The following is a 13568-nucleotide window of genomic DNA, read 5'->3' on the forward strand; positions in this document are numbered from 1 at the left end:
GGCCGGTGGGTGATCGTGTGCCCCGGTCAGATCCCCGCGTAGGAGTGCTTTCCGGTGACGAAGATGTTCACCCCGTAGTAGTTGAAGAGCCAGCAGGCGAACGCCGCCAGCGCCAGGTAGGCGGCCTTGCGGCCCTTCCAGCCGGCCGTCGCACGGGCGTGCAGGTAGCAGGCGTAGGCGACCCAGGTGATGAACGACCAGGTCTCCTTCGGGTCCCACTCCCAGTACTTGCCCCAGGCCGCCTCGGCCCAGATCGCGCCCGCGATGATGGTGAACGTCCACAGCGGGAAGACCAGGGCGTTGATCCGGTAGGACAGCTTGTCGAAGGTGGACGCGGCGGGCAGTCGGCGCCAGATCGAGGCCGAGGTGCCCAGCGGGCCGGTGGTGAGGCCGGCCGCCGTCCGCTTCTCGAAGGACTCCTTGCCGAGGTACAGCAGCGTGGCGATGAACGCCGCGTAGAAGGCGCCGCCGCAGAAGATCGCGGTGGAGACGTGGATCGCCAGCCACGGCGAGTGCAGCGCCGGGACGAGCTGCTCGGAGTCGGTGTACAGCACCGTGGTGGCGATGCCGAGGGTCAGCAGCACCGCGAGCACGACCGGCAGGCCGAGCCAGCGGACCTTCTTCTTCGCGGCCAGCAGCACCAGGTACGCGGCCGTCATCGCGAAGGCGAAGGCGCAGGAGAACTCGTACATGTTGCCCCACGGCCAGCGGGAGACCGACAGGCCGCGGGTGATGATGCCGCCGCCGTGCAGCGCCAGCGCCAGCACGGTGAGCGAGACGGCGATCCGGCCGGCCAGGTCGGCCCGCACGCTGGTGCCGGCCGCGCCCGGGCCGTCCTCCTCCTCGGCGCCGCGCCCGGTGGTGACCACCGTCGCGCCCTCGCCCGCGATCGCGGTGCGGGTGAGCGTCGTGGTGCCGCCGCCGGCCCCGGCCACCGTGACGGTGACCTTCTTCGCGGCCTTCCTGTCCGCCGCGGCGACGGTCTCGCCCAGGCTGCCCGCCTGTTCGGTCGAGCGGACGGCGACGGCGCCCTTGCTGCCGAAGGTCCACTCGATCATGTGGGCGAACATGGCGAGGGTGTAGACCACCATCGCCGAATAGATCAGCTTGTTGGAGAGGTCGGCCAGCTGTGGGTCGACCGCCGAGGCGAGATGCACCGTCTACTCCTTGGAGTTCTGGTCGGCAGGGACTGCGGGTTCCGGGGAGGCCGCCGGGACTGTGGGGGTCCCGGTCTCCTCGGGTACGTCCGTTTCGGTGTCGGCGTCCTCGTCCGCGGAGGCCGGAGTGCCGTCCTCGTCCGCGGAGGCCGGGGTGCCGTCCTCACCTTCGGGGGCCGGGGCGTCGTCCTCCTCGTCCTCGGAGGCGGGAGCGTCGTCCTGGAGGTCGACCGCGAGCTCCGCCAGCTCCTCGGCGATCTTCGCCGACTCGCTGCGGGCCAGGCCGGCCAGCTCCACCTGGGTGCCGCCGCCCGGCAGGGCGACCGCCCGCACCCAGATCCGGCGGCGCTGGATGAACAGCGAGCCGATCAGGCCGAGGATCGCGAGCACGCCGCCGCTCAGGGCGATCGCGTTGCCCGGACGGTGCGAGATGTTGAAGCTGGCCCACTGCTTGTAGCCCTCGAAGGTCACCGAGCCGTAGCCGTCGGGCAGGTCCCAGGCCTGGCCGGGCTTGAGCCGGGCCTTGGCCGGCTGGCCGTCCTGGGTGAGCTGGGTGAGCTTGCGGGTGTTGAGCTGGTAGACGTTCTGCGGCAGGCCGGAGTCGGTGCCGAGGTCGCCGGCGAAGGCGTTCAGCACCAGTTCGGGCTCGGCGTCACCGGGGAACAGCGAGACCGGGCCGGTGCCCTCGAAGCTCAGCGGGGCGGTCGGCAGGAAGAAGCCGGAGAAGCCCATCTGGGTCTTGTTGCCGTCGGGGCCCACGCCGTAGTCGGAGACCTTCACGACACCGGTGGAGGTCAGGTTGCCGTCCTGCGGCAGGAACGGGACGGCGCCGCGGTAGACGACCTCGCCCTTGCCGTTCTTGACGCTGACGAACGGGGCGTAGCCGTGGCCGATCAGGTAGACCTTGCTGCCGCCGATCTCCAGCGGGTGGTTGACCTCGATCGTCGACTTCTTCAGCTTCGACTGGTCGCTGCCCTCGTAGTACTCGACGTTCGCGGTGAACTGCCGGGCGGCGCCGATCTGGTCGCCCTTGGTCTGGAACTTCGAGGTGAAGCTGTCCAGCTTCAGGTAGAAGGGGTCGAGGTCCTGGTTGCCGTAGAACCGGGTGCCGTTGAAGTCGTCGAGCTGGGTGATGGTGTTGGAGTAGCCCTCGCCCTGGACCATCAGCTTGCCGCCGGTGCCCGAGGCCAGGCTGGCCCAGGCGAAGCCGCCGAGCAGCGCGAACAGCGACAGGTGGAACAGCAGGTTGCCGACCTCGCGCAGGTAGCCCTTCTCGGCCGCCACCGCGCCGCCGGACAGGTGGGCGCGGAAGCCGCGCTTGCGCAGCAGCCGGTGCGCGGCGGCGTTCACCGCGTCGGCGTCCGCCTCGGTGCGCCAGGCCGCGTGCACCGGCATCCGGGTCAGGTTGCGCGGCGCGGCCGGCGGCTGGGAGCGCAGCACGCCGACGAACTGCCAGGTGCGCGGGACGATGCAGCCGGCCAGCGACACGAACAGCAGGATGTAGATCGCGGAGAACCAGACCGAGCTGTAGACGTCGAACAGCTGGAGCTTCTCGTAGATCGGCGCGACCGTGGCGTGCTGCGCCTTCCAGGCCTCGACCTTCAGCTGGCCCTGGCCGTTCTGGTACTGCGGGATCAGCGAGCCGGGGATGGCGGCCAGCGACAGCAGGAAGAGCAGGATCAGGGCGACCCGCATCGAGGTCAGCTGGCGCCACATCCAGCGCGCCCAGCCGAACGCCCCTATGCCGGTCGGTCCGTCGGACTCGACCGGCGCGGTGCTGAGCCGCTCGGCGGCGACGTCGTCCGGCGCCGGGGGCTGCTCGGTCTCGGTCGTGGTGTTGCTCACGGTCAGATTCCGATCTGGAAGTCGGCGGTCCAGGACTGCAGCTGGCTCAGCATCGAGTCCCAGATCCCGGTGACGAGCAGCAGACCGACCGCGACGAGCATGCCGCCGCCGATCCTCATGACGAGCGGGTAGTGCCGCTTGACCCAGCCGAAGGCGCCCAGCGCCCGGCGGAAGGCCAGCGCGGCCACGATGAACGGTACGCCGAGGCCCAGGCAGTAGAAGGTCATCAGCAGGGCGCCGCGCGCGGCGTCGGCCTGGTTCAGGGCGAGGTTCTGGACGGTCGCCAGGGTCGGGCCGATGCAGGGCGTCCAGCCGACGCCGAAGACCACGCCCAGCAGCGGCGCGCCGAGCAGGCCGACCGACGGACGGCGGTGGGAGCGCACCTCGCGCATGCTCAGACCGGGGACGAGGCCCATGAAGGCGAGGCCCATCACGATCGTCACCGCCCCGAGCACGATCGAGATGACCCGCTTGTGCTCCTGGAGGGTGTCGCCGAACTGCCCGAACAGCGCCCCGCCCGAGACGAACACGGCGGTGAAGCCGAGGATGAACAGCGTCGCCCCGAGCAGCATCCGGCCGCGCCGCGCGCCGCGCGCGTCCGCGAGGTCGGCGGCGGAGAAGCCGGTCACGTACGACAGGTAGCCGGGGACGAGCGGCAGCACGCAGGGCGAGAAGAACGACACCAGTCCGGCCGCCAGCGCGATCGGCGCGGCGACCAGCAGCGCTCCGCTCTGGAGGGTCCCGGTGTTGTCGGCGAGTTGTTGCGGCAGGCTCACTGCTTCTGCTCCGCGACCACCGGCTGGAGGATCGACTCCAGCGCGTCCTCGGTGGTGCCGCCGACGGCGCGGGCGGCCAGCTTGCCGTCCCGGTCGACGATCAGGGTGGTCGGGATGGACTGCGGGTTGAGGCTGCCCTTGGGGAACTTGAGCAGCTGGGTGCCGGCCGGGTCGAAGAGGCTCGGGTAGGTGACGCCCTGCTCCTGCTCGAAGCGGACGGCGTTCTGCTTCTCGGTGTCCCGGGTGTTGATGCCGAGGAACTGGACGCCCTGGTCCTTGTACTTCTCCGAGACGTTCTGGAGGCTCTTGGCCTCGGCCCGGCACGGGCCGCACCAGGAGCCCCAGACGTTCAGCACGACGACCTTGCCCCGGTAGTCGGAGAGCTTGGCCGGGGTGCCCTCCAGGGTGTCCCCGGAGATGTCCGGCGCGTCCCCGCGCTTCCCGGCGTCCGCCTTCGACAGGTTGGTGCCCTTGACCGTGACGAAGCCGACCTGGCCCTCGCCGCCGCCCGACGAGCCCGAGGAGGAACAGCCGGTGAGGGCGAGCGCAGCGGCGGCGACGGTGGCGGCGGCTGCTGCGGCGACACGGGGACGGGGGCGCGTCATGGCAGACATGTGAAAAGTTTCGCATGGAGTTCCGGGCCGGTTCGCCGGGGTCCTCCCTTGCGCGTCGCACCCCTTCTGACCTGCGACGAAATCGGGTCACCCGGCAGTCGCCGGGTGACCCGAAGTCATACTTACACGCCGCTTACGGGAGGCTAGGCGCCGAAGCTCTTGCCCACCGGCTTGTCGCCCTTGCGGCCCTTGCCCACCAGGTGCGCGGGCAGCAGGTCGCGGGCCGGCTCGCGGTAGCCGACCGAGACGATCCGGTCGCCCTCGAAGGTGAAGCTGGTCAGCGAGGCCAGCGAGCACTGCCGGTTGCGCGGGTCGTGCCAGAGCCGGCGGCGCTCGGCGAAGGAGCGGAGGATCCAGATCGGCAGCTGGTGGCTGACGCAGACCGCCTCGTGCCCGCGCGCGGCGTCCCGGGCCGCGCCGATCGCGCCCATCATCCGCACCGCCTGGTCGAGGTAGGGCTCGCCCCAGGACGGCTTGAACGGGTTGGTGAGGTACTTCCAGTAGCCCGGGTTCCGCAGCGAACCGTCGCCGACCCCGAAGGTCTTGCCCTCGAAGACGTTCTCCGCCTCGATCAGCCGCGCGTCCACCGCGATGTCCAGGCCGTGCGCCTCGGCGATCGGCGCGGCGGTCTCCTGGGCCCGCTCCAGCGGGGAGGCCACCACGTGGGTGACGTCCCGGTCGGCCAGGTCCTCGGCGACCCGCTCGGCCATCTTCCGGCCCAGCTCGGACAGGTGGTAGTCCGGCAGGCGTCCGTACAGGACGCCCTCCGGGTTGTGCACCTCGCCGTGCCGCATCACGTGGACGACGGTGATCTCTTTCGCGCTCACTTCTCGACTACTCCTGGGAATCGGGGTACGGGCCGCGGCGGTCAGGCCGTGGCGGCGGCAGCGGCGCGCGCGGCGGCCGGCAGGGCGGCGGCGATCCGCTCGATCGCCCGCTCGTCGTGGGCCGCCGAGACGAACCAGGACTCGAAGGCGGACGGCGGCAGGTAGACGCCCTCGGCCAGCATCGCGTGGAAGAAGGCGGTGAAACGGTACGCCTCCTGGGTCCTGGCCTCGTCATAGTTGGTGACCGGGGCCTCGGTGAAGAACACCGAGAACATGTTCCCGGCGGTCTGCAGCCGGTGCGCGACGCCCTCCTTGGCGAGCGCGTCGGCGACCAGGCCGGAGACCTCGGCGGCGACCTTGTCCACCGTCGCGTACGCCTCGTCGGTGCAGCCGCGCAGCTGGGCCAGGCCCGCCGCGGTGGCGACCGGGTTCCCGGACAGGGTGCCCGCCTGGTAGACCGGGCCGGCCGGGGCCAGGTGCGCCATCACGTCGGCGCGGCCGCCGAAGGCCGCGGCCGGGAAGCCGCCGCCCATGACCTTGCCGAAGGTCAGCAGGTCCGGCGCCCAGCCCTCGTGCGCCGCCTCCAGGCCGTACCAGCCGGCCTTGGAGACGCGGAAGCCGGTCATCACCTCGTCGGAGATGAACAGCGCGCCGTTCTCCCGGCAGAGCCGGGCCAGGCCGCCGTTGAAGCCGGGCAGCGGCGGGACGACGCCCATGTTGCCGGGCGAGGCCTCGGTGATCACGCAGGCGATCTCGCCCGGGTGGGCGGCGAACGCCTGCTCGACGGCGGCCAGGTCGTTGTACGGCAGCACGATGGTGTCGCCGGCCTGGGCGCCGGTGACGCCCGGGGTGTCCGGCAGGCCGAAGGTGGCCACGCCGGAACCGGCGGCGGCCAGCAGCGCGTCCACGTGACCGTGGTAGCAGCCGGCGAACTTCACCACCTTCGCGCGGCCGGTGAAGCCGCGGGCCAGCCGGATCGCGGACATGGTGGCCTCGGTGCCGGAGGAGACCAGGCGGACCTGCTCGACCGGGGCGACCCGGGCGACGATCTCCTCGGCCAGCTCGACCTCGCCCTCGCCGGGGGTGCCGAAGGAGGTGCCGCGGGAGACGGCCCGCTGGACGGCGTCGATCACCGCGGGGTGCGCGTGGCCGAGGATCATCGGACCCCACGAGCACACCAGGTCGACGTACTCGCGGCCGTCGGCGTCGGTGAGGTAGGGACCGGTGCCGGACACCATGAAGCGCGGCGTGCCGCCGACCGCGCGGAAGGCGCGCACCGGGGAGTTGACGCCGCCGGGCGTCACCACGGAGGCGCGGTCGAACAGCGACTGGGACTGGGGGGCTTCGTAGGGGTAGCTCACAAAAGACATGGTCTCAAATCGTGTCCTCACGCTCTGCATGTCCGACCCGATCATCTGGAACGATGATCCGGGCACCGTTGTCTGTACGGTTGTCCGTACAGCAGGGGCCGCTGACTTCACCGGACCGGGGACCAGTCAGACTGTGTACACAGAGTGCACAGGACCTCCGGTCTGTGTGCAGGGGTGTGGAGAGGACTGCCGCGTACCGCGAATGGGTACGGCGGCGCATGACGGGTAAGGAGCACGTCCGGTGGGCGCCGGACGTGCGGGGGTCTGTCGATTCCGGCGAATTCCGGTGAGGATGGTCCGAGTGTCCGAGGCGCAGGACGGTTACGACGAGGCCGCGGGGGGCTCCCGCAGGCCCGCCGAGACCGCACGCGGGGGTACGGGAGCGGGTACGGGTCGTGGTCGTCGCGGCGGTGAGAGGCGGGGTGAGGGACGCGTGGGGGTGACCTACAAGTACTTCGGAGCCCCGGACCGCGCGACGGCCGCCAGAGTCCCCACCGCCCTCGGGCCGGGCGGGCTCGGCCTGGAGGCCGGCGAGCTCGGCGCACTGGGCCGCCTCGGCGACCTGATGGAGACCAGCGGCTCCCCCACCGGCCACCTCTCCACCAAGATCAAACCGGAGACGATGAGCGCCATGGTGCTCACCGGCATCCAGGGTGTCCCGCTGCACCAGGTGCCGCCGCTGGAACTGGTGGTGCTGCACCCCGACTACGCCGTCGTCCAGCTCCCCCACAACGTCGTCGAGCCGCTGCGCAAGGCCGACGAGACCGAGCTCGGCGCCGCCGCCTTCATCTGGTCCACCGTGCCGGACCGGCGCGGGCCGCGGGACGCGTTCGTGATCTACAGCATGCTGCACGAGTGGCAGGACTTCGCCAACCGGCTGCACGAGGCCGGGCACCAGCTGTACTGCCTGGTCTGGCCGTAGCACCCCGGGGTCCGGTCCGCCGTTCGAACGCGGGCCGGATCCAGACTGACCCTTCGAACACCGGTCGCATTCAAGCGAGTTGACGGACGGTCGGTTCCGGCGACTATCCCCGGGAACGGCGGGCGCGGCGGACGGTGCGTTCGACCTCGACGGGCTCCGCGAGGTGGCCGTCCACCAGGTGGGTCAGGGCCGAGAGGAACACCTCGCGCTCGGGCTGCGGCAGCGACTCCAGCAGCTCGCGGTGCACCCGGTCGGCGATCGCGCTGCCCCGCACCACGGCCCGCTCGCCCGCCTCGGTGACCGAGACGATCCGGGCCCGCCGGTCGGTCGCGGACGGGCGGCGCTCGGCCAGGCCCGCCTTCTCCAGCTCGTCGACGGTGACCACCATGGTCGTCTTGTCCAGGTCCGCCAGCTCGGCCAGCTGGATCTGGGTGCGCTCGCCCGCCCGCGCGTGGAACAGCACGCAGTAGGCGCGCGGGGTGATCCCGAGCTCGGTGAAGGCGGCCGCCATCCGGGTGGCCAGCACGTGGCTCGCGTGGTCCATCAGCCCGGAGATGTCGCGGATCTGGCGCACGGGCGGCGGGGTCGTCGTCATACGTCCGAGGTTAGCAACGGCCCGTCTGCTGCCGGATGATCCCGTTGCCAACCAACGCCGGGTCTACGGGATGCCCAACTCGAACAGCGCATAGCCCGCGTACCAGCCCGCCGCGAGGACCGGCATGGCCAGCAGCCCGGCCAGCGAGGAGGTCCGCAGCTTGCGCAGCGCCACCGCCAGGCCGATGCAGAGCGGGAAGGCGGGCAGCAGGTAGCGCGAGATGTTGCCGAAGATCTGGTTGCTGCTCAGCGCGGTGATGATGGTGAGCGCGGTGTAGACCCACAGCACCAGCGGCGGCCGGGTGCGCCAGAGCAGCACCAGCAAGCCGGGCAGGGCGATCAGCAGGGCGATCGCGATCAGGTCCGGGACGGGGTTGGACTGCCAGAAGTCCCAGTGGCCGGTGATCACGTCCATGATCGTGCGCAGGGTGGAGGCGCCGCCGTCGAAGTAGCGGTTCCAGGCGCCCTGCTGGAGCTTGAAGTAGCCGCCCCAGTCGCCCATCTTCCAGCCGACCCAGGCGACGTAGCCGATCAGGCCCCACGGGGTGATCAGCATCGCGGTCAGCGGGCGGGCCACCCCGTCGGTGCGGCGGACCAGCGCGACCAGCGCGGCGATCGAGACGGCGGCGATCAGCGCGGCGGCGGTCGGCCGGTTGAGGCCCGCCACCAGCGCCAGCAGGCCGGCCGCCACCCAGCGGCGGGTCATCACGCAGTAGCAGGCCCAGGCGGACAGCGCGACGAACAGCGAGTCCGAGTAGACCGCCCACTCCACGCCAGAGCCCGGGAACAGGCCCCAGAGCACCGCGGCGATCACACCCGCCCGGAAGCCGCCCAGCCGCTCGGCGACGGCGAAGATCCCGGCCGCGGCGACCAGCGAGGCGATCACCGAGACGACGATCCCGGAGCCGTACGGGCCGAGCCCGGTGACGGCGCCGACCAGCCGCATCAGCCAGGGGTAGAGCGGGAAGAAGGCGGCCGAGTTCTCGTAGTAGGTGGCCAGCGGGAAGCCGTGCAGCGGGATCAGCTGCGGGTTGTACCCGTTCTCGGCGATCCGCTGGTACCAGATGCCGTCCCAGGTGCCCAGCACGTCCCAGGCGTGGGCGCCGCCGCCGCGGCCCGGCTGCTTCTTCAGGTAGTCGCCGGTGTGCGAGAGCAGCAGCAGGAAGACGGTCAGGCCGATGGCCTTGACCACCGCGTACGCGCCCAGCGCGGGCGCGAAGCGGTCCACCAGTGCCCCGAACCGTCCGGACGCCGGGCCCGTCCGTTCCTCGGGGGCCTCCGCGGGCGCCGCCCCGGGCGCTCCGGGCTGGGTGCTGGACGACTCGGTGCTCGATGCCGTGCTCATCTGGTCTGGGTACTCCCCGCCCCGCTCGTAGTCCGCGCGGCTCCGGCGCAACGATTTTCCCGTGAGCCTACGGCACGACCCCGAACCGACGGCCCCTGGCGCCCTCCGGACCGGCGCGCAGCACCACGCCACCCGTGCCGAGCACCACACCGGCCCGGTCGTGCACGCGGCCGCCGCCGCCCGGGTGGGGGCGGCGGCGGCCGGGGGCCTCAGGACGTGCGGGGCGGATCAGCCGTGGACGTAGACGATGCCGAGCTTGGTGAGCTGCCAGAGCTGGTCGGCGGCGCCGGTGTCGGCGGCGAGTTCGACGTACGGGTTGCCCTTGGCGTCGAGGGTGGCGCCGGCGGCCAGGACCTTGCCCTGGTCCTGGGAGTCGGCGATCTTGTAGCGGCCGTTGCCGGCCGGCTTGAACACCCAGTGCTGGTTGCCGCCGCCGGTGCAGCCCCACTGCTGGATCCGGGTGCCGGGGGCGGTGGAGGCGGCGTTGGCGTCCAGGCACATGTTCCGGTTGCCGCTGAAGTCGAGCTCGTAGCTGCCGCCGGCCTTCGCCTCCAGGACGAAGGACTGGTTGAGCCCGCCGGTGGCCGGATAGGTGATCGCGGCCCGGCCGTTGGTCGAGTCGCCGTAGCTGCCGCCGCCGGTGAGGTCGAGCGCGTTGCCGCTGGCCGCGTTGGTCAGCTGGTACCAGGCGCCGTCCTCGGGGACGTCGCCGAACGGCTGTCCGGGTGTGAGCGGCTGGATCGAGGTGGTGTTCTGCTGGTTGAGGGTGCAGTACGCCTGCGCCAGCTCCGGCCGGGCGTAGAACTGGCCGAGGCAGACGCCCTCGCCGCGGTAGCCGGCCACCCGCAGGTGGTACGACTGGCGGACCATGTTCATGCACAGCCCGGGGATGCCGATCTGCGAGTCGCAGCCGTTGCGCACCCACTCGGAGAGGTTGATGACGTCCCCGTTGGTGTACTCGTACGGGGAGCTCGTCCACTCCGCGCAGACCTCGTGGCCGAAGGCGACCCGCCGCTGGTCGAGGTACCGGACGCCGGGCACCTGCTCGGCCGCGCCGCGCAGCGCGTCGCTGAGCGTCGGCACCACCCAGTTGTGGCCCCAGGCGAGGTCCTCGGGGAAGGCCGGGCAGCCGTCGGCGACCTTGCCGAGGTAGTCGTTGCGCCGGATGTCCGGGGTGATCGGGTTGAAGTACGACTGGTAGACCAGCTGGTACGAGGAGTCGGCGTAGCCGGCCCGGCGCATGGTCTGACGGATGTTCTGGAGCGCCGCGACCACCTTGGGCTGGACGCCCTTGGCGCGCCGGCGGATCTCGTCGCTGCCGATGGTGTCCCGGCAGCCCTGGTCCTTGGGGATCGGGAAGTACTGCGCGAGGCAGTGCATCATGATGCCGCTGAAGTCGAAGTCGTCGTTGGCGCCGATCGTGACGACGACCATCTTGACGTCGTACTTCGCCGCCGTGTCGGCCAGCTTGACGTCCTGCTTGGGCTCGCCGAAGTCGCCGCTGCCGGGGCCGGTGACCTTCGCCAGCTCCGGGTCGCTGACCAGGTCGCCGGTCTGGGCTCCGGAACAGGCGAGGTCGATCGGGGTGACCCCGGGGATGTCGGTGACGAAGATCTCCGACTTGGGGTGGCGGTGGCAGTAGTTGGTGGGGCTGTCCGTCTCCGGGAAGTAGCCGTCGTTGGTGTCGGTGCCGGCGCCCTCCCCGGAGATGGCGCTGTCGCCGAGGGCGACGACCGCGGCCGGTCGGGTGGCCGCGGGCGCGGCCGGGGCGGGGTCGGCCAGGGCGGCGGGGGCGCCGGCCAGGCCGAGGGTGGCGAGGAGGGTTCCGGTGGCGAGCAGTGCGGCGCACCGGGAGGACCCGGTGCGCGTCCGCCGCGCCGCCGACCGTGGGGACCTGGTCACACGCGTCTCCTTGCGGGGGTGGGGGGCCGCCCGGGCGGGGCGCCGAGCGGCGCGGAGCAAGAGAGGAGCAGGAAAGGTGAGCAGGTCTCGCATTCTAGGTACTGACAAGTAACGCAACAAGGCTTGTGACACCACCGGGAACTGACGGTGCGTCGCCGCCCCGGCACGACGAAGAGCCGCCGCCCCACGCCCCAGGAGGGAAGCGCGGAACGGCGGCTCGCACCGGCCGAACCGGGTGCGGGCTCAGCCCACGTTGGCGCACTTGTTGCCGAAGGCCGGGTTCAGCAGGCCGATGATGTCGATGGTGTTGCCGCAGACGTTGACCGGAACGTGCACCGGGACCTGGATCTGGTTGCCCGAGATGACACCGGGGGAACCGGCGGCAACGCCCTGGGCGCCGGAGCTGGCCATCGCGGTACCGGCGCCGGTGGCAACGATGCCCACCACGGCCGCGCCGACAGCGGCGGTCTTCTTGATGCTCATACGAGCCTCCTGACTGTTCGACAGATATGCACGGGGAGTGCGACATCTAGAACGAGACCCCACCGGACCGGTTGCGACGCTCCCCGCACTGTCACCCATCCGGCCCAACGGCGCCGCGGACCGGGCATTCGGGTGATCGGAGGGTCCGACCGTTTCCCCGCCCGCGGTGCCTCGTTCTCCCTGATGGAACCCGGTCTCCACCGGCCCCTACGCACGAATCGAGTACCGCCCATGCGCAAGCACGCCCACGCCGTCGTCGGCATCGCGGCCACCGGCGGCTCGGTCGGCGCGGCGGGCCTCCCCTACCCGGCGTCCGGCAATCCGTGCCGGAACGCCTGACCGGAATTCCAACCGTCGCGCCTTTGTCCGAAGCCTTTCCCGGCCGTGCGGGAATCGCTTCGCGGGGCATCGCGACACGGCCGCCGCGGCCACGCCCGAGCCATGGGCGGAACACGCCGGTGTGCGCCGCCCGAGTGACAATCACGGAAATCCCTACAGCCTTCGGGTGAGTATTCGTGCTCGCCCGACTCCCGACATTTCCCTTCCGTCGGGCAGAAATCGGAGGAATGACATGCGCAACTTCAAGAAGGCCGCCATCCTGTCGCTGGCCGCCAGCGGCCTGGTGCTCGGCGCCGCCGGCGGTGCGGTCGCCAGCTCCGGTGCCGAGGGCGTCGCCGCCGGTTCCCCCGGTGTGCTCTCCGGCAACCAGATCCAGATCCCGATCCACATCCCGATCAACCTGTGCGGCAACAGCATCGACATCATCGGCCTGCTGAACCCGGCCTTCGGCAACGCCTGCGTCAACGAAGGCTGAACCGGCCGTCGCCGCACCGGCGACAGCTGATTCGCCGAGCCCGTGCCGTGCCCCGCAGCGCCGGGGCGCGGCACGCTCCACCCGTGTGTGATCGAGGAGATCAACCCCCCATGCAGAACATGAAGAAGGCCGCCGTCCTGTCCGCCGCCGCAGCCGGCCTGGTGCTGGGCGCGGCGGGCTCCGCCGCCGCCAGCGCCGGCGCCGAGGGCGTGGCCGCCAACTCCCCCGGTGTCGTCTCGGGCAACCAGATCCAGATCCCGGTGCACGTGCCGATCAACCTGTGCGGCAACAGCATCAACGTCATCGGCCTGCTGAACCCGGCCTTCGGCAACGCCTGCGCCAACGTCGAGGCCGTCCCGCAGCCCGCGGACGACTGCTGATCCCGATCGGCACGCGTACCGGCCGTCCTGCCCCCCGACCAGTCGGCCGGGGGGCAGTTCGGCGTCTCCGGACAACCGTCCGGTACCTCCGATCCACCGAAGGGTGATCACGATGGTTTCGAAGAAGAGCGCGGCCGGCCTGGCCGCCGCCGTGGGTGCCGCAGTGCTGCTCGGCGCCGGTTCGGCGCAGGCCGCCACCGCCCCGGGCGAGGCCCCGGCCGGCCCGGCCAAGCTGACCAAGACCGACCTGGGCCAGGCGCTGGGCGGGACGACCACCGGCCTCGGCTACGGCATCGCGCCGATCAAGAGCCTGCGGCTGGACCCGTGGGCGAACTCCTCGGCCGACTTCCTCAACAACGGCGCGGCCCTCCAGCCGGACCAGGGCCTGCCCGCGATCGGCACCGGGACGCTCACCGGCCCGCTGAGCGCCGGCGGCGGCGTCAAGGACCTCCCGCTGGTCGGCGGGCTGACCGGCGTCCTGCCGGGCTGAGCACCCCACCGGGCGCGCGAGAGCCCGGCATCCCGCCGCGCGGCCGGGG

14 protein-coding genes are annotated in these 13568 nt (G+C 71.6%); 4 read left to right on the forward strand and 10 right to left on the reverse strand.

Going from position 1 to position 13568, the window contains the following annotated elements:
• Window positions 1–26 precede the first annotated feature (26 nt).
• The 6 genes from ccsB to hemL form a co-directional block, all read right to left on the reverse strand.
• The gene (gene ccsB, locus AMK13_RS23925; protein WP_074004010.1) at window positions 27–1157 is read right to left on the reverse strand and encodes a c-type cytochrome biogenesis protein CcsB; all 1131 of its coding nucleotides are present in this window, start codon (window positions 1155–1157) and stop codon (window positions 27–29) included.
• A gap of 3 nt (window positions 1158–1160) precedes the next feature.
• On the reverse strand, window positions 1161–3002 hold the full coding sequence (locus tag AMK13_RS23930; protein ID WP_074004011.1) for a cytochrome c biogenesis protein ResB: 1842 nt from the start codon (window positions 3000–3002) through the stop codon (window positions 1161–1163).
• Between the two features lie 2 nt (window positions 3003–3004).
• Window positions 3005–3778 (reverse strand): cytochrome c biogenesis CcdA family protein, encoded by a 774-nt coding sequence (locus AMK13_RS23935; protein WP_234348286.1) that lies wholly within the window; start codon window positions 3776–3778, stop codon window positions 3005–3007.
• Window positions 3775–4392 carry a TlpA family protein disulfide reductase gene (locus AMK13_RS23940; protein WP_049650491.1) on the reverse strand — a complete coding sequence of 206 codons (618 nt, stop codon included), beginning with the start codon at window positions 4390–4392 and terminating at the stop codon, window positions 3775–3777. The genes AMK13_RS23935 and AMK13_RS23940 overlap by 4 nt, the downstream gene beginning before the upstream one ends.
• Before the next feature lie 143 nt (window positions 4393–4535).
• Window positions 4536–5186, reverse strand: coding sequence for a histidine phosphatase family protein (locus AMK13_RS23945; RefSeq protein WP_049650499.1), 651 nt, complete (start codon window positions 5184–5186; stop codon window positions 4536–4538).
• Between the two features lie 74 nt (window positions 5187–5260).
• A complete protein-coding gene (hemL, locus tag AMK13_RS23950; protein ID WP_063780097.1) occupies window positions 5261–6589 on the reverse strand; it encodes a glutamate-1-semialdehyde 2,1-aminomutase in 1329 nt (442 codons plus the stop codon).
• Window positions 6590–7028: 439 nt separating this feature from the next.
• On the opposite strand from hemL, the gene AMK13_RS23955 reads away from it, so the two are divergent.
• The gene (locus AMK13_RS23955; RefSeq protein ID WP_074004012.1) at window positions 7029–7511 is read left to right on the forward strand and encodes a hypothetical protein; all 483 of its coding nucleotides are present in this window, start codon (window positions 7029–7031) and stop codon (window positions 7509–7511) included.
• Between the two features lie 103 nt (window positions 7512–7614).
• Here AMK13_RS23955 and AMK13_RS23960 read toward each other — a convergent pair whose 3' ends face one another.
• The 4 genes from AMK13_RS23960 to AMK13_RS23980 form a co-directional block, all read right to left on the reverse strand.
• Window positions 7615–8106: a MarR family winged helix-turn-helix transcriptional regulator gene (locus AMK13_RS23960; RefSeq protein ID WP_049650488.1), complete on the reverse strand. Its 492-nt coding sequence runs from the start codon at window positions 8104–8106 to the stop codon at window positions 7615–7617.
• A gap of 63 nt (window positions 8107–8169) precedes the next feature.
• On the reverse strand, window positions 8170–9450 hold the full coding sequence (locus AMK13_RS23965) for a glycosyltransferase family 39 protein (RefSeq protein WP_049650487.1): 1281 nt from the start codon (window positions 9448–9450) through the stop codon (window positions 8170–8172).
• Between the two features lie 228 nt (window positions 9451–9678).
• Complete coding sequence (locus tag AMK13_RS23975) at window positions 9679–11352, reverse strand: RICIN domain-containing protein (RefSeq protein WP_234348284.1); 1674 nt, start codon at window positions 11350–11352, stop codon at window positions 9679–9681.
• A 243-nt stretch (window positions 11353–11595) separates the two neighbouring features.
• Complete coding sequence (locus tag AMK13_RS23980) at window positions 11596–11835, reverse strand: chaplin (protein WP_049650486.1); 240 nt, start codon at window positions 11833–11835, stop codon at window positions 11596–11598.
• Between the two features lie 571 nt (window positions 11836–12406).
• On the opposite strand from AMK13_RS23980, the gene AMK13_RS23985 reads away from it, so the two are divergent.
• From AMK13_RS23985 to AMK13_RS23995, 3 genes are all read left to right on the forward strand, one after another.
• Window positions 12407–12649: a chaplin gene (locus AMK13_RS23985; RefSeq protein ID WP_074004014.1), complete on the forward strand. Its 243-nt coding sequence runs from the start codon at window positions 12407–12409 to the stop codon at window positions 12647–12649.
• A 110-nt stretch (window positions 12650–12759) separates the two neighbouring features.
• A complete protein-coding gene (locus AMK13_RS23990) occupies window positions 12760–13029 on the forward strand; it encodes a chaplin (RefSeq protein WP_049650484.1) in 270 nt (89 codons plus the stop codon).
• A 112-nt stretch (window positions 13030–13141) separates the two neighbouring features.
• Complete coding sequence (locus tag AMK13_RS23995; protein ID WP_079272386.1) at window positions 13142–13519, forward strand: hypothetical protein; 378 nt, start codon at window positions 13142–13144, stop codon at window positions 13517–13519.
• The last annotated feature ends 49 nt before the right edge of the window (window positions 13520–13568 follow it).

It is taken from the genome of Streptomyces sp. CB02056 (assembly GCF_001905545.1).
Lineage (GTDB): Bacteria > Actinomycetota > Actinomycetes > Streptomycetales > Streptomycetaceae > Kitasatospora.